Source organism: Paenibacillus sp. FSL H8-0537 (genome assembly GCF_038051995.1).
Classification (GTDB): Bacteria; Bacillota; Bacilli; order Paenibacillales; family Paenibacillaceae; genus Pristimantibacillus.
On record NZ_CP150290.1, the window covers coordinates 2,617,327 to 2,642,042 of the forward strand.

The following is a 24,716-nucleotide window of genomic DNA, read 5'->3' on the forward strand; positions in this document are numbered from 1 at the left end:
GCTATTCCTGTTAGAAGGAGGTCATGCTGATGACCGTATTCCTAGCCGCCAATTTCGAGCAACTCATCGAAGCTGATTGCATGCCTCGTTTTAAACGTGGTTCTGCAGGTGTGGCTATGACGGCAGCAGCTTGTCCAAACGTCATTTCGGTTATCTGTACTTCTCATGAACAAGTATGTACGTCTATAAGAAAGCCTGACGATCACTCGATCGTCAGGCTTTCTGTGCGTTTGCGTTAGTGATTAATGCTTGTCTCCATTCGTTGCGTGCTTTTGGATTTGCTTCTCATGAAGGTGCTGCTCCTGGACTGGCGATTGGGTGTGGGATTGCGTCTGTGGCCGCTCCGGCTGATGAGACGTCACATTGCGTGGTATTTGCGGGATGATGCGGCTGATAATATCGGCCATTTCTTCAGCGAAGCCTGTTATCGGCTTTCCACGCCTAATGTCGGCTCCCATTTCCTTCAACCGCTGAGAGACATCCATATCGGCTGTTACAACAGCATCCATGCCGTACGGATCTTTATGGAAAGCTTCGGCAACGGAATATTTAATCGTACCGACACGTGCGCGATCCAGCTTGCTGTCGATATCAATGCCGACAACGGCTGTTTTGCCCAGCACGACGCAATGCGCATTGTTTACGCCGCGAACGCCTTTTGCCAGCTTTTCAAGATGCTCTGCAACTTCCTTATTCGTTTTCAATGGTTTAACGGAATCTTCCGCAAGCTGCTGCGCCCTTACGGCGCCATTCGCATGATTTTGATGTGGAGAGGGTGATGCCATTTCGTTTCGCTTGACGGTGCTGCAACCAGCCGCAATAACAGCGATTGCGATCAAAACCAATAACCGTTTATACACGTGAGCCACCTCGTCTTTCTTGTTGCAGATCGTTATGTCAGAACCTAGTGTGCCCGCAGTATAGTATGGCTATGTATAGGCCTTTCAATTGAATGTCCACGCCGGGAGGGTTTTTTCATGAAAAAAATATTCGTGCTCGATACAAATGTGCTGCTTCATGATCCGCAAGCGATCTTCGCCTTTGGCGATAATGAAGTAATCATTCCCGCGGTGGTATTGGAAGAGATTGACTCCAAGAAAAGATTGGCAGACGAGCTTGGCCGCAACGCCCGCTCTATCTCGCGTTCGCTCGATAAAATGCGTGAGCAAGGACGGCTTCACGAAGGTATTCCGCTGCCTGGCGGCGGCGTTCTCAAAGTAGAATTAAATCACCGCAGCTTCGTGCGGGTGCAGGAAATGTTCGGTGAGATGTCCAATGACAATCGAATACTGGCAGTAGCGCTGAATTATCATATAGAGCAATTGGATCGCCAGGAAATAAGCTCTGTCGTGCTGGTGAGCAAGGATGTGCTCGTCCGCATTAAAGCGGATGTGCTCGGACTGATGGCAGAAGATTACATGTCTGACCGCATTGTAGCACCTTCTGACGTATACGCCGGGTATGTGACGTTGTTCGTTCATCCTTCGATTATTGACGAGTTTTATTCGTATCGGTTTTTGACGGTGAAAAATTTGCAGCTTGGCAGCAGGCTGAATCCGAATGAATTCGTCATCCTGCGAGATGAAATGGGCACCTCCAAGTCCGCGCTGCTCAAGGTGTCGCAGGACGGGGTTAAGCTGGAGCCGCTGTTCCTCAGCAATGATCCAGTGTGGGGCATTACGGCCCGCAACGCGCAGCAGCGCATGGCGCTGGAATTGCTGCTTAACGATGAAATTCCGCTTGTCACCTTAACGGGTAAAGCTGGCACAGGCAAAACACTGCTTGCTCTAGCTTCGGGCCTGCTCAAGGTAGAAGATGAGCATAAATACAAAAAGCTGCTAATTGCCCGTCCGGTCGTTCCAATGGGCAAGGATATCGGATATTTGCCAGGGGAGAAGGAAGAGAAGCTGCGCCCTTGGATGCAGCCGATCTACGACAATTTGGAATATTTATTCGATACGAAAAAATCCGGAGATATTGAAAAAATATTGATGGGTCTCGGCAGTATTCAAGTAGAAGCGCTGACCTATATTCGCGGGCGTTCCATTCCCGGCCAATTCATTATCATTGATGAGGCGCAGAACTTGACCAAGCATGAGGTGAAGACGATTGTATCGCGCGTAGGAGAAGGCAGTAAAATCGTCCTCATGGGCGACCCGGAGCAAATCGACCATCCGTATTTGGATGCCACAAGCAATGGCTTAACGCATATTGTGGAGCATTTCAAAAACGAAGGCATCAGCGGCCACATGACGCTGGAGAAGGGCGAACGCTCCAAGCTGGCCCAGTTGGCAGCAGATTTGCTTTAGGCTCAGGATCTCGGGCTTCTTTCTTAGGTCTAGCTCTCAAGTTTAGGTTTCAATCCTCAAGGTATTTGTCTGGGATATTAGGTTTTCATGGTTCTGTAATAGAGGACTGCGACGAAATGAGCGCAGTCCTTTTCTCTGCGCTTCCCCATTTGGTGAAAATGGCAAAGCGGAATGAAAGGTTTGAGCTGTAGAAGCGGAGCGTTCGCATTTGCCGATGGATTTCTACGCTTTAGCGTAAATTCCATGTAATCCATCGGCAATAGCGATCGAAAGCCAAACCTTTCATGCAGCGCCGCTCCTTTTTCACCAATCCCCGCTCTCTACTAATTTGGACAATACTTGTATTAATTGCTATGATATAAAATGTGCCCAGATGAAGGCAGAGGGGAAGGGTTGCTGTGTCGATTAGGAAATACGCTACAATGACAGCGGTATTGGCTTTATTCATTATTATTTTTCTTCTATTAAACTTTAGCGATAGGACCCTTAATCGGGCTGAAAATTTAAATAGAGATACGAATGCCGAGCCGGCGGGCGGAGAAGAGCAGGCAGATCAATCGCAAATACTAAATGTAACCGTTTCCATGGATGAAAATGAGTTTTCTAAGCTTAAGGAAGCGACGAATAGCTATCAAATGAAGCATGCCAATACAACGGTCAAGCTGACAAATATTGCGGATGAAGGCGATGGCTATGCCCAGTGGAAAAAAGCACTGGAGCTTGGAGCAGCGCCCGATATTATGCTCATGGATAGCGAATGGGTACGCGAGTTTGCGGTACGCGGCTTGCTGAATCCCGTCGATGTGCCCAGCACCTCTGACACGATGGCAGAGCGGCCTGCGAGGCTGCTTGATCCGCTGAGGTGGAACAGCTATTTGTGGGGCATCCCTGTTGATGCCAACCCATATGTGACGGTGTGGAACAAGGCTTTGCTCACTGATGCAGGCTTATCGAAGCCGCCAGCGGATTGGGATGCTTTTAGCATTTTGCTTCATAAGCTGGAAAGTGGCGCCAAAGATTGGCAGGCACTATATGTAGAGCCTCATAATGTCGCCTCCTTGCTTGTCTGGCTCGATGAGTGGGCAGCAGACGGAGAAGAAGCTGGAGCGGCCTATTTGCATTTTGACAGCAAGGCTGTGCAGGAACAGCTAAAACGTCTGGACTCGATTTCCGGACGAATTACGTCTTCAGCTCTGGCAGATTATAGCTTGCCTACTGGCACGCAAATGGAGGAGCAGCATATCGCCGCTGCGAGTATTCCTTGGTCCATATACAGCAAGCTTTCCGTGAAGGAGCAAAATAAGCTGCTGCTTGATAAAGGTGCGATGCATGATGTGTGGCTTGGAAGCAGGAGTTATGTCGTCGCGGGAACGAGTAAAATGAAAGAGGAAGCGTTTACGTGGATTAAAGAAATGGTGGAAATTGGCGGGCAGCAGCAAAGCTATGCTGTAACAGGGAAGCTGCCCGCCAAAAACTCCTTGTACACAGGGGCCGATAATAGTCAGGAAAACGGTACAGCGGGGGCCGGAGGTCCGCCACAATGGTGGCTTAAGGTGCTGAATGGCGAGCCTTCCGCTCAGCCGCCCGATCCTGACTGGCATGAGCGCTGGATGCATACGCAGCTGCTTTGGCAGCAATATGCAGAAGGCGAAATCACGATGAAAGCATTCGTCCAAGCTGTACAAGCTATAGGGAAATCCCTATAGCTTGACTTGCAAGGTGACGATAAGCTCGCCGTCTTTAATTTCCACATCCGTTGCTTGCAGGAAGGAAATAATGAAGGAGGGGTAGAAGCCAAGGTCAAACTGCTTCTCCAGCTCCTGCTTCGTTGTGTCAGGCAACGATAGACCGTTGAATAGAAGCTCGTCTACATGAAAAATAATGCCATTGCGGGGCTCTTGCTCAACCGTATAATGACCGGTCACGCTTAATTCCAGCGCATCCCGCTTGCCGTATGCGGTTAAGGAGCCATCTTCAAAGGAGAAGGAAAATTGCTCAAAGCGGTCATCTTGTTCCCGCAAAAACGTATTTAAGGCATCTTCGGGAATACGAATCGTGTAAGTTAGGCCACTAGTTTCCAAATACTGCTTATTATTTTGCAGCCAATCAGGCAGCTTCTGCATCGCTTTGGATAAGGCGCTGAAATGCTGTTTGACTTCATAAAGGCCAATTGACTCCCAGTAGTTGGTCAATTCCTCCATCATAAGCCGCAGCTTGTCGGCGTCCGAACGTCCGGCAAGTCCACCTTCTATTTGCTCCTGCAGCGTAAGCACTCTGGCACGCTGCTCTGTGAGCCGCTGCTCGATTGAGGCGAGTTCTTGCTGCTTCTTGCCCAGTTGCTCGATTCCTTGCGCGAGCTGGGCATATTCCTCCTTGTACAGCTTCATCACATCGCGGTCATGCGCGAAAATCAAATCCGCATATTCCATGACCATCAAAAAATCCGATAATGATCGTGATGACAGCAACGCGGTCAGCCAAATATCCCGATCCCCCATATAATAAGCACGCAGTACTTTACCGGCTTGCTCGCGTTTGTGAGCGATTTGCTGCTCCTGTTCTTCCAGCGCTTGCTTGGCGCTTGCTGTTTCTTTGGTCAAGTCGGCCTGCTGTGCCTGGACGCGCTTGATTTCATTATCGATTTCAACGACTGACAGGCTTTTTTCCAGCAGCAGCCGGGTTTCCTCGCTATTAGAGGGCTCGGGCTCGGCGAATGCAGGCATCACGCACCAGAGGGACAGCATGCCGGCCATCAGCGTAATCAGCGCGAACCGTGTAGGAAAGCTTTGAAATGCCACTCTCGGCCTCCTCTCTTCTTGGCGACATAAAGGGATGTCGATATCCTACAGCCATCATTATATGCGGCGAATTATTCTATTATATCTTACATTTGGAAAAGCATGAACAGGACTATAGGGCAATAATCGCGGCATTTCAGCGTATACAGCCCGTTTAGCACATCAAAAAAACGGCGGACCCATGAGGATCACGCCGTCTTTTCCCAATATTCAAGCGGACACAAGGTGAAACGGCCGAAAGCTGTCCTTTGACAGCGCGGCGCGTTTCATTCCGAGAAATATAAGCGTAATAATAAGTATGAAACTTATCATGCTTATATTTTTAAAAAGGATTGCCCATTTTGAACACGGTCCAATATGTAAAGCCTCCAAATGCGATAATCATGTAGCCCCAGAACATAACGATGTACGTTTTTTCTGTAAAGTTCAAATAGCCTAAAAATACGAAAGCTACTGCTTGGGCGAAAAACAATAATGCAAATTCTGTCATATGTCCAGCAAACGCCATAAGGCCAATGACAAGGGTCCAGAAACCCAAAACCCGATACATACGTGCCATATCTGTATATCCCCCTTTCGCTTTAGACACGATTTTCTACAGATTATTATAACGTTTGTACAAATAGGTGTAAACCTGCTATTTTAACTGCGGACAACATTTTTTGCGAAGAAAGTCTGCTTTCTGCCTAAGTTTGCACCAGAAACAGTCTGAATATGTATGAGGGCTTGAAAAAATGGTTATACAATTTAGTATCCAATAGATTCTATGAACTCTACCAAGGGCATAGATATAAGGTAAGCGTCTTTACGTTAGGAGGTTTTGGTTGCATGACAGCAGTCAGACAAGATGCGTGGAGTCCAGACGATGATTTAATTCTCGCCGAAGTGACCCTGCGCCATATTAGAGAAGGCAGTACCCAGCTTGGAGCTTTCGAAGAGGTAGGGGAGCGGATTGGCCGTACATCCGCAGCATGTGGATTCCGCTGGAACAGCTGTGTCCGCAAGCGTTATGAAGAAGCCATACAGATAGCCAAGCAACAGCGGCAGAAACGCAATTATTTGAAAAAACAAGCGATAGCGGCAACTCCGCAAGTATCTTCGCTGTCTGCTTATGAGGCGACAGATGAGAGAGGTTTCAAAGCGGAAACGCAAGCAACGGAAGAATTGCTTTCCATTGATTCGGTTATCCGTTTCCTGCGTCAAATCAAGACAACATATCACGATGTAGGACGTCAGCTAAAGTCGTTCGAGAAAGAGCTGAGAGATAAGGAAGAGGAGCTTGGCCGTTTGCGGGGCGAAAATGAAAGATTGTCTCGTGAGGTGAACAATGCTCAGAGTGATTACCACACCGTTAATGATGATTACAAAACGTTGATTCAAATTATGGACCGTGCCAGACGGCTTGCCGTGCTGACGAATGATGAGGAAGCGAAGCCGCGCTTCAAGATGGATGCCAATGGCAACCTGGAGAGAATTGAATAGAATCGATAACAGCCCGCCGGATGATTCGGCGGGCTGTTGGCGTCTTTAAAGGATATGCGTATAATGGAATAAAGCGTAAGGAAGCAGGGGGTAGAGGGTATGCATATCGCCATAGTAGGCGGAGGAGCGCTGGGACTGCTTCATGCAGCGAAGCTGGCCTCTACGGAAGCCGAGGTTACGGTATGGACGCGAACGGAGCATCAGTCCGCTCTACTGGCGGATGAAGGCATTCGCTTGCTGGAGCTTGACGAAGCGGGCGGAGCCAGGGAAGCGTCGCCGCAGCCTGCAAAGATAGCAAAGGTACATAGCAGAAGTTTAAGTGCGGCAGCAGCTGAAGCAGAGGCAGAGGCTGGCTGCGTAGGGCAGCAGCAGGCGCCAGATTGGATAATCGTCACCGTCAAGCAGGCGGACTTGACGAGGGAGCTGCTTCGCGCCATAGGGAAGCTCGCAGCGCCTGCTGCGGCTATTCTTTTTTTGCAAAATGGCATCGGACATCTGGAGCTGGCGGCGCAGGAGCTTCCGGCGCTTCCTTTATTTATTGGAGTTACGACCGAAGGGGCGCTGCGCCAAGATGAAAGAACGGTCCGACATACCGGCAGAGGGCAGCTAGCACTCGGCCTAGCGTCTTTAAATAGACAAGCAGCGGGCAAAAAGGATGAAAATCAACAAATTATGTTGCAAAATGCCTTGCAATTGGCAGGATTTACGGTGTTGCTGTCGAAGACAATGAACAATCGAGTTTATGAGAAGCTCCTCATTAACGCAATCATTAATCCGCTTACAGCTATATTTGATGTGACGAACGGCGAGCTGCCACAGCATTCGGCAAGGCTGCGGCTTATGCGCGCTTTATATGAGGAAACAAATGAGATTTTACGCGTGGCAGGCGGGGCAGAGCTTGGCGAGGGCGCTTGGGAGAGAGTGCTTGCTGTTTGCGAAGCTACTTCCGCCAACGTGTCATCGATGCTTAGCGATGTACGGGCAGGCCGTCCTACTGAAGTACAGTGGATTAATGGGGGCGTTTCCAGCCTCGCTAGACGTGGTGGCATGGAATCGCCGCTGAACGATGCCATGAGCGAAATGGTACGGCATTTGCAGGATGATCGGCTATAGGGAGGCGATACGGATGGGGATAATATGGGAGAGCATCAAGCATTTTTATGCTTATATGGCGGTTATTCCAGTAATACCTTTTCTCTTGATTTATCTTGGCTACGGAGCTATTATACAGGACCGCAAAAAAGCCTTTCGTCTGGCGATGGATGTGACGACCGCATTGCTGATCGGCTGTGTGGCGGTATTGCTTGATTCCTTGTTCAACAATTCTTTCGGCTTGTATGGCATTTTATTGTTTATGCTGATTGGCGGAGGCTTGCTGGGCAATGCCCAGTTCCGCAAACGCGGCAGCGTCAATGTGAAAAGAATATTTCGCGCCGTATGGCGGCTTGGGTTTTTCACGATGAGCATGCTTTATCTGCTGCTAATGTTCATTGCCATCGGGCAATCTATATTTTCGATATAATTGTGGACTGTGATCAGACTGCAAACTGCTTCAAGACGGGTCTTTTTGCAAAGGGCCTGTTTTTCTTTTTGACGCGCGCCCTATATCTTGTGTACAATCAATTTGTCTGATACAGGCAAAATCATAAGCATTTACGCTTAAATATATGGTTTCAATTAGGAGGCAGGGGTGGCTTATGTCTACCGAAAATTATTCATTACCAAGCACTCAGCCGCTCACGGACGCCTATGTTAACCTAACGGACTCAAGGCTTGAGTCCTTGTTTGGCTATCATCCGGGTCGCAAGGGCGATTGGGAGCTGCGTGCCAAGCGGCTTGCTGAATCAGCGGGTACAAGGGCGGGTGCTGCGTCAGTCGCAGCTGTGCTGCGTGATTACAATAGCAAATGGAAGGCTGCGCCCGAGGCGCTTGCTGCCATTGATGCGATTGCGGAAGGCGCGCCAGTTATCGTTGGCGGCCAGCAGGCCGGACTATGGTCTGGACCTCTTCTCGTTATACATAAAGCCGTATCGATTATCGGCGCAGCCCGCCATGCCGAGCAGTTGCTGGGAAGAAAGGTCGCTGCCGTATTTTGGATTGCTGGAGAGGATCATGACTGGGACGAAGCGAATCATGCCTATGTGCTTACTGCTGACCAAGGGCTGCGCAAGCTGGCGGCTGCGCGTCCGGAAGGGGCAAGAACATCGGTTAGCCGGACGGCTATTGATTCAGGTACGTGGGCTGAGCTGCTAACCGAGCTGGAGCAGGCGCTGCCAAATTCCGATTTTAAGCCGGAAATTCTACAGCAGCTGGGACAAATTACGGAGCAAGCGCAATCGTTATCGGAAATGTTTGCTGGTGTAATCAGCTGTTTGCTGAGCAAGCAAGGCCTCGTTATTATGGATGCTGATGATCCGCAGCTGCGCCAGCTTGAGGCTCCTATGTTCGAGAAGCTAATTACTTACAACGATGAGCTGGAGCAGGCGTATACAGCTGCAGCCAATCAAGTGAAGGAGCTTGGCTATCCGCTGCAGGTTGATGTAACGCCTGGAAGCTCTAATCTGTTTGTTTTCCAGACAGAGAAAGGCCAGGAGCGGACCCTGCTTTATAAGCAGGAAGGAAGCTTCCAGAGCCGCAAGGGCGAATATTCGCTAACGAAGGAGCAATTGCTGGACATGGCGCGGCAGCAGCCGGAGCAGCTCAGCAACAATGTGCTGACGCGCCCGCTGATGCAGGATTATTTGTTTCCGGTGCTTGGGACGGTGCTGGGCGCTGCGGAAATTGCTTATTGGGCGATTACTGGAGAAGCTTTCCGCAAGCTGGATATGGAAATGCCGATTGTATTGCCGCGCATATCCTTTACGCTTGTAGAAGGTACAGTAGCCAAGCATATGGGCAAGTATGAGCTGACGCTCGAGGATGTGGCATTGCGCTTCGAGGAGCGCAAGCAGCAGTGGCTGGCTGAGCAGGATCAGCTGTCCCTTGACGAGAAGTTTGCCACAGCGAAGCAGGCGTTTGAGGATTTGTATGCGCCGCTGCTTGACCTTGCTGCTTCGGTACAGCCGGGCCTTGCCAAGCTTGGCGATACGAACCGTCAGAAAATCATTGAGCAGATCACGTTTCTTGAGACGCGCACGAAGGATGCCCATGAGAAGCAGTACGAAGCGGCTATTCGCCAGCTGGACCGCATTGCGCTTTCCTTGTGGCCAAGCGGAAAACCGCAGGAGCGGGTGCTGAATATGGCCGCTTATTGGAACCGTTACGGAACCTCGTGGCTCGACAAGCTGCTGGAAGCTCCTTTTTCCCCGCTAGGCGGTCATCAAATCATTTATTTATAAACTTAAATTTGGAGGATGAATATACCATGAGCACAATGGATAAAAGCATTATTCGCGATATTAAGCTTGCCCCGGAAGGGCATTTGAAAATTGACTGGGTTAGCGCCCATATGCCGGTGCTTTCGAGCATTCGCGAGCAATTTGAGAAGGAACAGCCATTCAAAGGCTTGAAAGTATCGATTGCGCTGCATTTGGAAGCGAAAACGGCATATTTGGCTAAAGTCGTAAAGGCTGGCGGAGCGGAAGTTACAATTGCGGGCAGCAACCCGCTGTCCACTCAGGATGACATTTGTGCGGCGCTCGTAGAAGACGGCATTACTGTTTTTGCAAAGCATAATCCTAGCCCGGAAGAGTATAATGAGCTGATTATTAAAGCGATCGAATCGAAGCCGGATCTTATTATTGACGATGGCGGAGAGCTGATTACGCTGCTGCACAAAGATCGTCCGGATCTGCGTGAAAATCTTCGTGGCGGCGCGGAAGAAACGACGACGGGCATCATTCGTCTGAAAGCGATGGAGAAGGATGGCACGCTGCAGCTTCCAATGGTTGCGGTTAATGATGCCTACTGCAAATACTTGTTCGACAACCGTTATGGCACTGGCCAATCGGTATTTGACTCGCTGAACAAAACGACGAACCTCGTTATTGCAGGCAAAACCGTCGTAGTTGTAGGCTACGGCTGGTGCGGCAAAGGCGTAGCTATGCGCGCCAAAGGACTTGGCGCCAAAGTTGTCGTAACGGAAGTGGACGCGATTCGTGCGGTTGAAGCGCATATGGACGGCTTCACTGTGCTGCCGATGATGGAAGCGGTCAAGCTTGGCGATGTGTTTATTACGGTAACAGGCAACCGCGACAACATTCGCGGCGAGCACTACAAGGTGATGAAGGGCGGCGCAATTTTGGCGAACGCCGGACATTTTGATGTGGAGTTCAATATTCCGGAGCTTAAGGCGCTTTCTACTAATGTGCGTACAGTTCGCAACAACATTGAGGAGTATCAACTGGAGGATGGCAGAAGCATTTATGTCATTGCCAAAGGACGCCTTGTCAACTTGGCAGCCGGCGATGGCCACCCGGCAGAAATTATGGATACGACGTTTGCGCTTCAAGCACTGTCGCTCCGTTATGTGAATGAGCAATATAAAGCACTAGGCAAAAAAGTAGTTAATTTGCCGTATGAGCTGGACGAAAGCGTAGCACGCATCAAGCTGGAATCGCTGGGTATCAGCATCGATACGCTTACAGCAGAGCAAATTGCTTATCAGGATAGCTGGAACGTTTAATCCCGGCCCCTTGTTGTATAGCAACAGAGAAATAGAGATCTAGAGATCTAGAGGAACAGCCGCTATTGCCGCTTAAACGCGGTAGCAGCGGCTGTTGTTGTTTCCCAATGAGCAACCTTTTGTCAAAATTTACGTCTAGGACGGTAAATAGAGCAAAGGGGGCCATTTTCATGAATAAAATAGAGAAAACAAAAGAAAGAGCAAAAGAGAGAGCAAAACAAAGAAGCTTAACTAAAACATTCGTTTTGCTGTTGGCATCGTTTATGTTAGCTATAATGCTGCTGTCGGGCTGTTCATCTGCAAACAGCGATTATGCATCTGAAGGGGAAATGAGCAGAGCCGAGACTTCTAGCGAGCAGCTTCAAAATCAGAGCAGCAGCTCAGCTGCAAGTGATGGCGCGGCTGCTTCTACTGAAGCGGGCTCCGCTGCCGACAATAAAGCATTGACAGATGCGTCAGCAGACAGTTCGATTGACAGCATGGCCATAGGCGGAGAAGCGTTTAACCAAAAGCTGATCTATACGGCGGCAATGACGATGGAGGTTGCCGACTATGAGGCGGCGGCCCAGCAGCTGCGTAATGCCATCCATCAGGCTGGCGGGTACATTCTTGCTTTTCAGGATGGGCAGTATGGCAATGAGCAGGGGGCGAACTATACGATTAAGGTGCCGGCTCAAGGGTTTATGCCATTTGTGGAGCGGCTGGAGGGAATCGAGAACAAGCATCTGGAGCGCGAGCTGAAAGGAACCGATGTGACGGAGGAATACGTCGATCTGGAAGCGAGGCTGAAGGCAAAGCAGGTGGTGGAGCAAAGGCTGCTTTCCTTCATGGATAAAGCGCAAAAGGCGGATGACCTGGTCAAGTTTTCACAGCAGCTTGCAAAGGTTCAGGAGGAAATTGAACAAATTAAAGGGCGTACGCGCTATTTGGACAAAAATGTAGCTTTCTCCACGATTGAGCTAAGGCTGTATCAGCCTATCGATAGTACGATTAAGATGGACACGGAAGAGAAATCGCTTAGCGGGAAGATGCTGGCGTCCTTTAAAACAAGCTATGAAGGAACATGGAACGTCATTCAAGGGCTGCTCGTCTTCCTCGCAGGAGCGCTTCCTGCACTCGTTATTCCAGTCATAATTGGACTTGTTATTTGGTGGTTTGTACGTCGTTCCCGCGCCAAAACTCCGCCTGCAAAGCCGGAGCCGGAGCAGCAATAAAGCGCATCAAGCTTGCTTTCCTTGCTGGATATGAAGGGTAAGATGAAAATTTATTAATAAGGTCAAACATTTTAACAAAATCCTGCTCCTATGAGCAGGATTTTATTGTTGTATGGCGAATTACACTATGTTATGTGGGGGAAAGTGGAGCAAAGTGGGGAATAAGGGAGAGAGGGTGGAGGCGATCTTATGTTCATGGGCGAATATCAGCACAGCGTTGATGACAAAGGTCGGCTTATCGTACCAGCCAAATTCCGTGATTCACTAGGCGCTTCCTTTATTGCCACCCGCGGTCTCGACAACTGCTTGTTTGTTTATCCAATGAGCGAATGGACCGTACTTGAGCAGAAGCTCAAATCGCTTCCGCTCATGAAGGCGGATGCAAGGGCATTCACCCGGTTCTTTTTCTCCGGGGCAACCGAATGCGAGCTGGATAAACAGGGAAGGGTAAACTTGCCGGGACATCTTAGAGAATATGCGAAAATTGATAAGGATTGTATGGTTCTGGGGGTTTCAAGCAGGGTAGAAATATGGAGCAAGGCGGTCTGGGACGGCTACTATGCAGAGTCCGAGCAAACCTTTAATGAAATTGCCGAGAAGCTGGTCGATTTTGACTTCAACTTTTAAACGGGTGATTTCGAAAACTTGCTAATGATGGAACCGGGCGACCACGACTAGACAACAAGAACGGGAGGGCAATTGCGTGTTTCAGCATGTAACAGTACTTATGGAGGAAGCGGTTGACGGCCTGGCCATTAAGCCGGACGGCATTTACGTCGATTGCACGCTCGGCGGGGCGGGACACAGTGAACGCATTGCGTCGAGTTTGGGCGAGGGAGGACGGTTAATCGCTTTTGATCAGGATGATATTGCGCTGAACCACGCAAAGATCAGGCTTGCACCGTATTTGGATAAAGTAACACTTGTGAAAAGTAATTTCCGGTATTTGGAACAAATGCTGCTCACCTGCGACGTGCCAGTTGTGGACGGCGTACCTCAAGTCGATGGCATCCTGTTTGACCTTGGTGTATCGAGCCCTCAGCTTGATGAGGCAGAGCGCGGCTTTAGCTATAATCATGACGCGCCGCTCGATATGCGGATGGATCAAGGTGGTGCCATGACCGCTCATGAAATTGTCAACACCTGGGATGAACGTGAAATATCGCGGATTCTTTCCCATTATGGCGAGGAGAAGTTTGCCAGATCCATCGCCAGGACGATTATCAAGACGAGGGACAGCAAGCCGATTGAGACAACAGGAGAGCTAGTGGAACTCATCAAGCTGTCCATCCCTGCTGCTGCTAGACGCACAGGCGGGCATCCTGCGAAACGTACGTTTCAGGCGTTGCGCATTGCGGTGAATGATGAACTTCGGGCAGAGGAAGAAGCTTTGGCACAGGCGATTCGCTGTCTGAATCCAGGGGGCCGGGCGGCTGTTATTACGTTTCATTCCCTTGAGGATCGAATCTGCAAACAACTATTTGCGAGCCTTTTAGAAAAATGCACTTGTCCGCCGGATTTTCCGAAATGTGTATGCGGCGGCACAGGAAAGCTTCGGTTAGTAGACCGCAAGCCGATCGTTCCGAGTGAGCAGGAGCTGGAGTCCAATCCACGTGCTCGTTCGGCCAAGCTGCGAATCGCAGAAAAATTGTGAGACCTTGAGGAGGTTCTGGAGTGGCCTATACGAATGGAAATTTGGCTCTGCAGCCTAAGAGAAAGCCTGAGCAGAAGCCAGCAATTAAGCAAAACAAACGGGTGGTCGTCAAAAGAAAAACGTTAACGATGCAGGAAAAGCTGCTGTACCTGTTTACCGTAATTGCATGCGTGCTTGTTGCAGGCGTTATTATTTTCAGGTATGCCGAAATTTATAAAATGAGTGTGGAAATTAAACATGTGACCAGTGAATATGAAGCGGTGAACGTCGAACTGAAAGAGCTGAAGAAGCAGGTTGAAATGCTGAGCGATCCGGAGTTTATTCGGAAAATGGCAGAAAGCCAGGGGATGGTCAACAATTATCAACCAGGCATAACCGTTAATACAGGCAAAGAGGAATCGGCTACTGCAATGGGTGAGTAAGGAGGACGTATGGTAAAACGAATCAGAATGCGCACGCTGTTTTTTGGAGGGGTAATTACCCTCCTTTTTCTTATTCTAATTGGTAGAATTTTTTATGTTCAGGTAGTTGATAGAGACACTTGGTATACGATGGCAAAAGAACGCTGGGCTGATTCAGAGACTTTAGTAGCGAATAGGGGGACCATTACGGATCGCAATGACAATGTGCTGGCAATGGATGCACTTGCGTATAATGTGGCAGTCAGTCCGAAGCAGATTGATAGTTTGGGTATTGCCGATGAGGTAGTAGAAGGGCTGAATGCGATTTTGAACAAGCCGCAGGATGAGCTGCGCAAAATCGTAACCGCGCAAAACGATAAAGGCGAATATTACGCGCAGCGCGAAATTCGCGACGGCGGCTGGAATATCGATAAATCGGTGGCCGATAAAATCAAGGAGCTGCGGGATGAGCTAAAGAAAGAAACCAAAGTAAATGACGTTGGCATTTATTTATATGATGATCAAAAACGCTATTATCCTCGCAACACAATGGCCTCCCAGCTGCTAGGCTACGTAGATAAGGATGGCAAAGCGCTCGCGGGCATCGAGTCCTTTTTCAATGACAAGCTGCAGGGCAAGAATGGCGAAATCAAGTATGAGAAGGATGGCAAGCGTGTTCAGCTAGCAGAAGGCGACGTCGTTTATGAGCCCGTCGTAGACGGGCAGGATATTACGCTGACGCTGGATAATGAAATTCAGCATTATGTAGAGGACGCGATCAAGCAAGTAGCGGATAAATATCAGCCTAAAAGCATCACGGCTATAGCTGCTGACCCTAATACGATGGAAATTCTCGCCATGGCGAATTATCCGACCTTTAATCCGAATACGTATTGGGATACGAACTTTGAAAATGCGTACAACCACGCGATCAAGTCCTTGTACGAGCCTGGTTCAACGTTCAAAATTGTAACGCTAGCCGCTGCCGTTGAAGAAGGGCTGTTCGAACCGAATGCGACCTTTCAATCCGGTAGCATTAATGTGCCAGGTAGTCCCGTCCGTGATTCCAACCGAGTAGGCTGGGGGAAAATCTCTTATTTGGAAGGCTTGAAGCATTCCAGTAACGTCGCTTTCGTTAAGCTGGGCTGGCAAATGCTCGGCGGAGAGAAGCTGGTTGATTATATTAATCGCTTTGGCTTCGGTCAGCCGACAGGCATTCAGCTGGGCAATGAATCCAAGGGTGTCCTCAATATCAATTTGAGCATTCCCAGTGATATTGCACGGGTTTCGTTCGGACAAGGCCCCGTATCCGTGACGCCAATTCAACAAATTGCCGCAGTTGCTGCGGTAGCAAACGGCGGTAATTTAATGCAGCCGCAAATTATTAAGCAAATTTACAATCCGAATACGAATACAACCCAGAAGTTTGAGCCGAAGGTTGTACGCAGGGTAATTTCCGAGGATACGTCTAAGAAGGTAGGCGAATATTTGGAGCAGGTCGTATCCGACCAAGTAAACGGAACCGGCCGCAATGCCTACATTGAGGGTTACCGTGTAGCAGGTAAAACCGGTACGGCACAAAAAATTATTAATGGGAAATATTCCAAAAATAAATATGTTGTTTCGTTTATTGGCTACGCACCGGTTGAAAATCCGAAGGTCGTCGTCTATATCGTCGTCGATGAGCCGAATGATCCGCTTGCGGGCGGGGGTACAGTTGCCGCTCCAGCCTTTAAGGAGATCGTCTATAAAACTTTGCGCCATATGGGCATTATGCCGGATAACGCGTCGGAGGAAGCGACGACTGATAAAAAGACGCCAACCATTCAACTGCCGGATGTCACGGAAATGAATTTGTCGCAGGCGCAGACTGAGCTTAAAGCGCGCAATGTAATGTTTGAGGTCGTTGGCACCGGGACCACGGTAGTCAAACAGGTTCCGGCAGCAGGGGAAAACATCGCTCCCACCCAGCGCGTTTATCTCGTTACCGAGCAGCAGGACAAGCTAACGATTCCCGATATGACGGGGCTGTCACTCCGTGATGCTCTGGAGGTTGCTTCACTGATGAATGTGCAGCTGCTGGCAGAAGGTGAAGGCTTCATTATTTCCCAGAAGGAAGACAAGCAGGGAGATAAGCGGATTTTGCGTGTACAGCTTTCGCCGCCAACTGGGGCCGAAGGTGCTATCACTGCAGAGGAAGCATTGGAAAATGCAAATGAACAGAATGAGGCTGATACGGAAGAAGAGGCTCCCTCAGGCAGCTCCATGCAGGAAGATGTAGAGGATACAGGAGAAATTCAGGAACAATAGAATATCCAGCAACGACTGGCATGGGCTAGTACGGGTAGTATAATGGACATGTCAGAGGCTTGTTCTATCTCCTCCGCCGAATGAATAGGCTGGGAATGAGCGTCAGTGTACGCTCTGCCTTAAGCAAAGGGCGGAGGAGGAGCAAGCGATGAAAGTATCAAATGTGACGGTGCGCCGTCGATTGTTTATGGTGCTGATTTTTGGAGTCATTGCATTTGCCGCTTTAGGTGCGCGGCTAGGGTATGTCCAGCTTTGGCAAGGCAGCGAGCTGGCGGCCAAGGCGGAAAACTCATGGCGCAGGGACATTCCCTATATGGCGAAGCGTGGAGAAATTTGGGATCGAAATGGCGTCAAGCTGACTTACAATGTAACCTCGCCTACCATTTGGGCGATTCCTGCGCAAATTAAAGACAAGCGGGCGACGGCTGATGCGCTCGCACCGCTGCTGGATATGACGGCAGATGAGCTGTATGGCAAAATTAATACGAAAAAATCAATGCTCGTCCAGCTTCGTCCCGGCGGCCGCAAAATGACGCTGGAGAAGGCGCAGCAGGTGCGGGAGCTTGCGCTTCCTGGCATTGTGGCCGCCGAGGACAATAAGCGTTTCTATCCCTTTGGCAGTTTGGCGGCACATGTGCTAGGCTTTACAGGCATAGACAACCAAGGACTGACGGGTGTGGAATCGAAGTATAATGACGAGCTTAGCGGCATTCAAGGGAATGTCTCTTTTCTGTCGGATGCGCGCGGCAGGCAGATGCCGAATTCCTCGGATACGTATGTGGAACCGAAGGAAGGGCTGACGATGCAGCTGACGATCGACAAGCAAATCCAAGCGATTATGGAGCGAGAGCTGGACCAAGCGATGGCGCAGCACCAGCCCGACCAGATTATGGCAATTGCGATGAATCCGAAAAACGGCGAAATATTGGGGATGGCAAGCCGTCCAACCTATGAGCCGGATAAGTACAAGAAAGTTGCGTCCGAAGTGTACAATCGGAATTTGCCGATTTGGATGACCTATGAGCCGGGTTCTACGTTTAAAATTATTACGCTCGCGGCAGCTATTGAAGAAAAGAAGGTCAACCTGAACAATGAGCGTTTCTATGATCCGGGTGCAATTGAAGTTGGAGGCGCAAGGCTTCGCTGCTGGAAGAAGGGCGGCCATGGCAGCCAGACTTTTTTGGAAGTTGTCGAGAACTCCTGCAACCCGGGCTTTGTGACGCTTGGGCAGCGGCTGGGCAAAGATAAGCTGTTCGAATATATTAAAAATTTTGGCTTTGGCACAAAAACGGGCATTGATATTGGCGGCGAGGAAAACGGCATTATGTTTAAGCTGAGCAGGGTTGGGCCAGTGGAGCTGGCGACGACCGCTTTCGGTCAAGGGGTGTCGGTTACGCCCATTCAACAAATTACCGCTGTCTCGGCTGCTATTAATGGCGGTACGCTGTACAAGCCGCATGTGGTGAAGGGCTGGATTAATCCAGATACCGGGGAGACGGTGGAAACCGTAGAGCGGGAGGCGGTGCGAACGGTCATTTCTGAGGAAACGTCAAAGGCGGTTCGGGAAGCGCTGGAAAGTGTCGTAGCGAAAGGAACCGGACGAAATGCGTTTATTGATGGCTACCGCGTTGGCGGCAAGACCGGTACGGCGCAAAAGGTCGTGAACGGCAAATATTCGCCAAACGAGCATATCGTTTCCTTTATCGGCTTTGCCCCAGCGGATGATCCGGAAATCGTCATCTATGTAGCGGTCGATAATCCGCAAGGAATCCAATTCGGGGGCCTCGTTGCGGCGCCGATCGTCCGCAATATGATGGAGGATGCGTTGACGGTATTGCAGGTGCCGCAAAGGGAAAAGCAGATTGGAAAAGTATACAAATACGGAGAGACGCCGATTGTGACTGTACCTAATCTGATCGGCAAGACGGTGTCCGATATTTATGAGGATTTGAATATGAACTTCAACTTAAGCTCGGCGGGAACGGGGCAGACGGTTATTCGTCAGGCGCCTGCTGCCGGCACGCGGGTAGATCGCGGTTCTACGATTCGCATCTATTTGGGCGACGAGGAAGATATATCACATACGCATTGACTATACGGGTAGACATAATAAATAATAATGAAGGACATCATGCTCGGTCAGGCAGCAAGGCTTCAGGTTTACCGAGTGATGGGAGGAGAAGATAGGCATATGAAATTAAGCGAATTGGCAAGCAGATTAATCACTTCCAAGCTAATTGGCAGCGGTGATATAGAGATTACAGCCATTGATACGGATTCACGTGCGGCACAGGCGGGCAGCTTGTTTATTTGTTTGCCAGGCCATACGGTGGATGGGCATGACTTTGCTCCGCAAGCGGCGGAGCGCGGGGCGTCTGCCTTTGTAGTCGAGCGCGAGCTGCCGCATATTGCGGCTCCGCAGCTCATTGTAGGGAGCAGTCGCCATGCGATGGCGGTACTTGCGGACTATTTTTACAAGCAGCCAAGCAGCTCCTTGCATTTGATCGGGGTTACCGGCACGAATGGGAAGACGACGACAACGTATTTAATTGAGCAAATTTTGAATGATCAGCAAAAACCGGCAGGTGTTATCGGTACAGTGGAGCGGCGTTATGCAGGGATAACCGAGCCGATGTCCGGCACGACGCCGGAAGCGCTCCAGCTTCAGCGTTATTTGGCGGAGATGCGTGACGTCGGCACGCAATATTGCGCACTGGAAGTGTCCTCCCATGCGCTGGAGCAGGGCCGGGTGAAGGGCTGCCGCTTCCGCACGGCAATTTTCACGAACCTGACGCAGGATCATCTGGATTATCACGGCACGATGGAGCGTTATGCTGAAGCGAAGGGGCTTTTCTTCTCGCGGCTTGGCAATGTGTATGCTAGTGATGAGGCGGAGCGCTCCTATGCGGTGCTCAATGCGGATGACCCAGCCTCGGAGGCTTTTGCAAAAGGGACAGCTGCGGATACCATTTTTTATGGCATTGATCATGAGGCGGATGTCCGTGCCTCGCGTATTCAAATTACGGCGCAAGGCACGTCCTTCCATGTCGACACCTTCGCGGGCAGCGCGGATATTACGCTCAAGATGGTCGGCAAGTTTAATGTGTATAATGCGCTTGCAGCCATTAGTGCGGCATTGATTGAAGGCATAGCGATTGAGCAGATCAAGGCCAGCCTGGAAAAAATGGCCGGTGTGCCGGGGCGCGTGGAATCGGTAAGCGCTGGCCAGAACTTTGCCGTTATTGTGGACTACGCCCATACGCCGGATGGGCTCGACAATGTGCTGCGCGCGGTGAAGGAGCTAGCGCCGCCACGCATCATTTGCGTATTCGGCTGCGGCGGCGACCGCGACCGGACGAAGCGCCCGATTATGGGCGCCATTGCTGCCAAATACAGCGATTATGCGATTATTACCTCGGATAATCCGCGTACGGAAGACCCAGAGCTCATTTTGCGGGACGTGGAAGCCGGGCTTTTGCGCGGTGGTGTGGACAAGAGCCGCTATGAGCTGCTCGTTGATCGACATGCCGCTATTGAAAAAGCGGTTGAAATGGCAAGCCCTGGCGATGTAGTATTGATTGCGGGGAAAGGTCATGAAACCTATCAAATTATCGGAGGCGTTACGCATCCGTTTGATGACCGACTAGTTGCGAAAGAAGCGATAAGGGGATTATTACATTGATTAGACGTACGCTGGAACAAATAGGCGGCATGTGCAAGGCGGAGTGGAACCCGGCTGATTCCGCCGTTGCCATCACTGGCGCAGGAACCGATTCTCGTAAAATTACAGCGGGGCAGCTGTTCGTGCCGCTGGTGGGAGATAAATTCAATGGGCATGACTACGTAAGCCAGGCGCTTAAGGATGGGGCTGCTGCTGCGCTGTGGCAGCGCGGCCAGGCTATTCCGCAGGAGCTCGCAGACGCCCCTCTGCTTCTGGTCGATGATACGCTTGCAGCGCTTCAAGCGCTTGCGAGTGCCTATCGCACCGAGCTTGCAGGACTGCGCGTTGTGGGTATTACAGGCAGCAACGGAAAAACGACAACGAAGGATATGGTTGCCGCAGTTCTCGGCACCTCGCTTCGCGTGCACAAAACGGCAGGCAACCTGAACAATCATATCGGGCTGCCGCTGATGGTGCTGGAGCTGGATGAGCAGACGGAGGTAGCCGTGCTGGAGATGGGTATGAGCGGCTTTGGCGAAATTGAGCTGCTGACGCAAATTGCGAGGCCAGATGCTGCCATCATTACGAATATTGGCGATGCGCATATGCTTCAATTGGGCTCGCGCGAAGGCATCGCGAAAGCGAAGCTGGAAATTGTTTCCGGCTTGCAGCCCGGTGGCCTGCTGCTGTATAACGGTGATGAGCCGCTGCTCGCCTCCGGTCTTGGCGCTGCGGCGCTTCCAGCTGGCGCGAGATTGGAAGCTTTTGGCCTGCTGGACGGAAACCAGTGGACAGCTGCGAATATGAATATAGACGCGGTATCGGCAGCCTTCGAGCTGAAAGACGGAAGCGCCAGCGCGCAAGCCCATGCAGGGGTGCCGGAATCGGCTGTAACAGCCGAAACAGCTGAAGGGGAAAGCTATGCCATTCCTGTGCCGGGCAAGCATAATGTCAGCAACGCGCTGGCAGCTATAGCCATTGGCCATCATTTTGGCATCTCTGGGGAGCGGATTCGCCAGGGATTGTCCAGCCTGCAGCTGACAGGCATGCGGATTCAGCCGGTAAAAGCTTTTAATGGCGCCATGATTTTGAATGATGCGTATAACGCGAATCCGACTGCGGTAAGGGCGGCTATTGATTTGCTGGAGAGCGTAAGCGGCTTCCGCAAAAAATGGATCGTGCTTGGCGACATGCTTGAGCTAGGACCGGATGAGGAGCAGCTTCACTATGAGACGGGCGCTTTCATTACGCCAGCGAAAGCGGATGCCGTGCTTACTTGCGGGCAGCTGTCGCGTCACACGTCGCGCGGCGTGAAGAGCAGCTTTGGCGCTGCGGCTGATGCAGCGGACATTATTCATTTTGAAGAGAAGGAAAAGCTGGCGGAGTGGCTCAAACAGCAGCTGCAGCCTGCGGATATTGTGCTGGTTAAAGGCTCGCGCGGTATGCGTATGGAACAGATTGTCCAAGCTTTAGAGGTGGGGTGAGAGCATGGACATGATGATTATTTTATTCACACTAGGCCTTTCATTTTTGCTCGCGGCTCTGCTTGGGCCGATTTGTATTCCCTTGCTGAAACGAATGAAGTTTGGCCAGCAAATTCGTACAGACGGACCGCAAAGCCATTTGAAAAAAAGCGGCACACCAACGATGGGCGGCATCATTATTATGCTGGCGCTGCTCATAGCCTTTTTGAATTTTGCCGATAAAACGGCGGATTTCTGGGTGCTGCTTACCGCCTCGCTAGGCTTTGGCCTCGTTGGCTTTCTCGACGATTACATCAAAATCGTCTTCAAGCGCTCGCTCGGCTTGACCGCGCGCCAGAAGCTGTTCGGGCAGCTGTTGTTCTCGGTTATCGTCTGCGCGCTGCTGTACCAGATGCACCATAGCACGGAAATCATCGTTCCCGGCACGTCATGGAGCTTCGATATGGGATGGTTTTATTATCCGTTTGTCGTCATTATTTTGTTCGCGGCCAGCAATTCGGTTAATTTCACCGATGGGCTGGACGGACTGCTCGCTGGTACAAGCGCGATTGCCTTTGGCGCATTTACAATTGTGGCGCTGCAGGTGTCGGCTTATGGCTCTGCCATTTTCTCGGCCGCGATGATTGGAGCCGTACTCGGCTTCCTGATCTACAACGCCTATCCTGCCAAAGTGTTTATGGGGGATACCGGCTCGCTGGGCATCGGCGGCGGCATTGCGGCGGTAGCGATTTTGACGAAAATGGAGCTGCTGCTCATTTTGATCGGCGGTATTTTCGTACTCGAAATGCTGTCGGTTATTTTGCAGGTCGGTTCCTTCAAGCTGCGCGGCAAGCGGATTTTCAAAATGAGCCCGATTCATCATCATTTTGAACTGTCCGGCTGGTCCGAGTGGCGCGTTGTATCGACGTTTTGGACGGTTGGCCTCGTGTTTGCGGTGCTGTCTCTGCTGTTGATACGCGTATTTTAAATTCACTTCACACAAGCAAAAACGACTTCGTCGTCCTTCTAGGACGAGCGAAGAGCTTTGCCTTAGAATTCTAAGCGGATATAAGGATGAAACTTATAAATGCTTAGAATTCAAGGTGAAACGGCTTTCGCTGTCCTCTGGCGGCAAAGCAATTGTTTCGCGTAGAAATATAGAGAAAGGATAGGAAAATCATATCCTTTCCTACAATACCTTTCAAAAAAATAGGGATAGCAGCTGGCGCTTCAAGCAACGCCGAGATTCTAACTTGCGAATCGCGGTGTTGCGGGGCTCATGCTGCTGGCCTTTACAAGGAGCTGTCATTTATGGATCATCCGGCATCATACCGGGGCCGCCGTGTTGTGGTGCTTGGCCTAGCGAGAAGCGGGGTTAGCGTCGCGAAGGTGTTTCATTCCTATGGGGCGGAGGTAATAGTAAACGATAAGAAAGAGCAAGACCAATGTCCCGAAGCGGAGGAGCTAATCGCTTTGGGCATTTCTGTGCTTTGCGGCTCTCATCCAGACGACCTCATTACAGCTGATACAGCACTGCTTGTGAAAAATCCGGGCATCCCTTATTCTACTCCGCCCATCAGGCAAGCCGCAGCAACAGGCGTTGAAATTGTGACGGAGGTGGAAGTGGCCTATTGGCTTTCGCCGGCACCGATTATTGGCATAACAGGCTCGAATGGCAAAACGACAACGACAACCTGGATCGGCGAGCTGCTGGAGGCGGCGGGCAAAAATCCCATCGTGGCCGGAAACATTGGTCGTCCATTATGCGAAGCAGCAGTTGAGGCAACAGAGGACAACTGGCTTGTCGCCGAGCTGAGCAGCTTTCAGCTTAAAGGGACATCGGGCTTCCGTCCCCGCGTCGCCCTGCTGCTCAATGTAGTAGAGACGCATCTGGATTATCATGGCGGCATGGAAGATTACATACATTCGAAGGCAAAGCTGTTTGCCAATCAGACGGCAGAAGATACGGCTGTGCTGAACTGGGATGATCCGGTTTGCCGGCAGCTCGCTGATCGACTGAATGCTACTATTTTTCCTTTCTCGCTTTATGAAAAGCTAAGCTATGGGGTGGCGATTGAGCCTCCATACGTGAAGACAGCTGCGAACGCTTCTCTGGGTGAAAATGAAGCTGCTGACGTTCGCCATATCGTATGGCATAAGCAGGATGGAACGCAAACGAAGCTGCTTGAAGTGGGCGAGCTTGGCATCCCAGGGCGCCACAATGCGGCAAATGCGCTTGCGGCCATTGCGGCATGTCTAGCAACCGGAGCATTGCCGGAGCAGCTTGCCGAGACGCTGCGGAGCTTTAAAGGTGTAGAACACAGGCTGGAGTATGCAGGCGAAGTAAAAGGGGTCAAATATTACAACGATTCCAAGGCTACGAATCCGACAGCGACGATGATGTCCGCCCACTCATTGACTGCGCCGATCGTGCTGATTGCAGGGGGCCTTGATCGCGGCTCGGATTACATGGAGCTGCTGCCGCTGTTCCGTGACAGGCTCAAGGGACTTGTGGCGCTCGGCGAAACGCGCGGCAAGCTGGGCCATGTTGCGGAGCTGGCAGGTTTAGCAGGCGTTCGTTTGGTCGAACCTGAAGACAGCGCCGAAGCGACCTTGCGCGAAGCGGTGCGGCAAGCAGCCGCGCTAGCAGCGCCGGGCGACATCGTATTGCTGTCGCCGGCCTGTGCCAGCTGGGATATGTTTACATCCTATGAGCAGCGCGGGCGCATTTTTAAAGATTCGGCGCATACCTTGTAAGTAGGGGGCTTGTCCCTACTTTTACATGCAAAGAGGTGTACGC

At 50.7% G+C, this 24,716-nt stretch carries 21 protein-coding genes; 18 read left to right on the forward strand and 3 right to left on the reverse strand.

What is annotated here, in order from left to right:
* Positions 1-29 precede the first annotated feature (29 nt).
* Complete coding sequence (locus tag MHB80_RS10950) at positions 30-239, forward strand: hypothetical protein (protein ID WP_341282168.1); 210 nt, start codon at positions 30-32, stop codon at positions 237-239.
* Between the two features lie 3 nt (positions 240-242).
* Here MHB80_RS10950 and MHB80_RS10955 read toward each other — a convergent pair whose 3' ends face one another.
* Entirely contained in the window at positions 243-860 is a 618-nt protein-coding gene (locus tag MHB80_RS10955) for a YhcN/YlaJ family sporulation lipoprotein (RefSeq protein ID WP_341282169.1), read from the reverse strand.
* Positions 861-977: 117 nt separating this feature from the next.
* Between MHB80_RS10955 and MHB80_RS10960 the strand changes: the two genes are divergently transcribed.
* Positions 978-2,309: a PhoH family protein gene (locus tag MHB80_RS10960; protein ID WP_341282170.1), complete on the forward strand. Its 1,332-nt coding sequence runs from the start codon at positions 978-980 to the stop codon at positions 2,307-2,309.
* 422 nt (positions 2,310-2,731) lie between these two features.
* On the forward strand, positions 2,732-4,015 hold the full coding sequence (locus tag MHB80_RS10965) for an extracellular solute-binding protein (protein WP_341282171.1): 1,284 nt from the start codon (positions 2,732-2,734) through the stop codon (positions 4,013-4,015).
* On the opposite strand, the gene MHB80_RS10970 is transcribed toward MHB80_RS10965, so the two are convergent.
* Positions 4,010-5,107, reverse strand: coding sequence for a hypothetical protein (locus tag MHB80_RS10970; protein ID WP_341282172.1), 1,098 nt, complete (start codon positions 5,105-5,107; stop codon positions 4,010-4,012). The two genes, MHB80_RS10965 and MHB80_RS10970, sit on opposite strands and share 6 nt — an antisense overlap.
* Before the next feature lie 322 nt (positions 5,108-5,429).
* A complete protein-coding gene (locus MHB80_RS10975; RefSeq protein WP_046230399.1) occupies positions 5,430-5,666 on the reverse strand; it encodes a DUF2626 domain-containing protein in 237 nt (78 codons plus the stop codon).
* Between the two features lie 269 nt (positions 5,667-5,935).
* Here MHB80_RS10975 and MHB80_RS10980 point away from each other — a divergent pair, with 269 nt between their 5' ends.
* The 15 genes from MHB80_RS10980 (at position 5,936) to murD (ending at position 24,673) form a co-directional block, all read left to right on the forward strand.
* A complete protein-coding gene (locus MHB80_RS10980) occupies positions 5,936-6,589 on the forward strand; it encodes an RsfA family transcriptional regulator (RefSeq protein WP_341282173.1) in 654 nt (217 codons plus the stop codon).
* A gap of 99 nt (positions 6,590-6,688) precedes the next feature.
* A complete protein-coding gene (locus tag MHB80_RS10985; RefSeq protein WP_341282174.1) occupies positions 6,689-7,702 on the forward strand; it encodes a 2-dehydropantoate 2-reductase in 1,014 nt (337 codons plus the stop codon).
* Between the two features lie 13 nt (positions 7,703-7,715).
* A complete protein-coding gene (locus tag MHB80_RS10990) occupies positions 7,716-8,111 on the forward strand; it encodes a DUF3397 domain-containing protein (protein WP_056041655.1) in 396 nt (131 codons plus the stop codon).
* A gap of 175 nt (positions 8,112-8,286) precedes the next feature.
* The gene (bshC, locus tag MHB80_RS10995; RefSeq protein ID WP_341282175.1) at positions 8,287-9,927 is read left to right on the forward strand and encodes a bacillithiol biosynthesis cysteine-adding enzyme BshC; all 1,641 of its coding nucleotides are present in this window, start codon (positions 8,287-8,289) and stop codon (positions 9,925-9,927) included.
* Between the two features lie 26 nt (positions 9,928-9,953).
* On the forward strand, positions 9,954-11,213 hold the full coding sequence (locus tag MHB80_RS11000) for an adenosylhomocysteinase (protein WP_341282176.1): 1,260 nt from the start codon (positions 9,954-9,956) through the stop codon (positions 11,211-11,213).
* A gap of 170 nt (positions 11,214-11,383) precedes the next feature.
* Positions 11,384-12,427: a DUF4349 domain-containing protein gene (locus MHB80_RS11005; protein ID WP_341282177.1), complete on the forward strand. Its 1,044-nt coding sequence runs from the start codon at positions 11,384-11,386 to the stop codon at positions 12,425-12,427.
* Between the two features lie 189 nt (positions 12,428-12,616).
* Positions 12,617-13,054, forward strand: a complete 438-nt coding sequence (mraZ, locus tag MHB80_RS11010) for a division/cell wall cluster transcriptional repressor MraZ (protein ID WP_046230405.1) — start codon at positions 12,617-12,619, stop codon at positions 13,052-13,054.
* 76 nt (positions 13,055-13,130) lie between these two features.
* A complete protein-coding gene (rsmH, locus tag MHB80_RS11015; RefSeq protein ID WP_341282178.1) occupies positions 13,131-14,081 on the forward strand; it encodes a 16S rRNA (cytosine(1402)-N(4))-methyltransferase RsmH in 951 nt (316 codons plus the stop codon).
* Positions 14,082-14,101: 20 nt separating this feature from the next.
* The gene (locus MHB80_RS11020) at positions 14,102-14,503 is read left to right on the forward strand and encodes a cell division initiation protein (RefSeq protein ID WP_341282179.1); all 402 of its coding nucleotides are present in this window, start codon (positions 14,102-14,104) and stop codon (positions 14,501-14,503) included.
* 9 nt (positions 14,504-14,512) lie between these two features.
* Entirely contained in the window at positions 14,513-16,792 is a 2,280-nt protein-coding gene (locus tag MHB80_RS11025) for a penicillin-binding transpeptidase domain-containing protein (protein ID WP_341282180.1), read from the forward strand.
* 148 nt (positions 16,793-16,940) lie between these two features.
* Positions 16,941-18,884, forward strand: coding sequence for a stage V sporulation protein D (locus tag MHB80_RS11030; RefSeq protein ID WP_341282181.1), 1,944 nt, complete (start codon positions 16,941-16,943; stop codon positions 18,882-18,884).
* Positions 18,885-18,983: 99 nt separating this feature from the next.
* Positions 18,984-20,474 carry a UDP-N-acetylmuramoyl-L-alanyl-D-glutamate--2,6-diaminopimelate ligase gene (locus MHB80_RS11035; RefSeq protein ID WP_341282182.1) on the forward strand — a complete coding sequence of 497 codons (1,491 nt, stop codon included), beginning with the start codon at positions 18,984-18,986 and terminating at the stop codon, positions 20,472-20,474.
* Complete coding sequence (murF, locus tag MHB80_RS11040) at positions 20,471-21,937, forward strand: UDP-N-acetylmuramoyl-tripeptide--D-alanyl-D-alanine ligase (RefSeq protein WP_341282183.1); 1,467 nt, start codon at positions 20,471-20,473, stop codon at positions 21,935-21,937. Before MHB80_RS11035 ends, murF begins: the two co-directional genes overlap by 4 nt.
* A gap of 4 nt (positions 21,938-21,941) precedes the next feature.
* Positions 21,942-22,904 (forward strand): phospho-N-acetylmuramoyl-pentapeptide-transferase, encoded by a 963-nt coding sequence (gene mraY, locus MHB80_RS11045; protein ID WP_341282184.1) that lies wholly within the window; start codon positions 21,942-21,944, stop codon positions 22,902-22,904.
* A gap of 323 nt (positions 22,905-23,227) precedes the next feature.
* The gene (gene murD / locus MHB80_RS11050; protein WP_341282185.1) at positions 23,228-24,673 is read left to right on the forward strand and encodes a UDP-N-acetylmuramoyl-L-alanine--D-glutamate ligase; all 1,446 of its coding nucleotides are present in this window, start codon (positions 23,228-23,230) and stop codon (positions 24,671-24,673) included.
* The last annotated feature ends 43 nt before the right edge of the window (positions 24,674-24,716 follow it).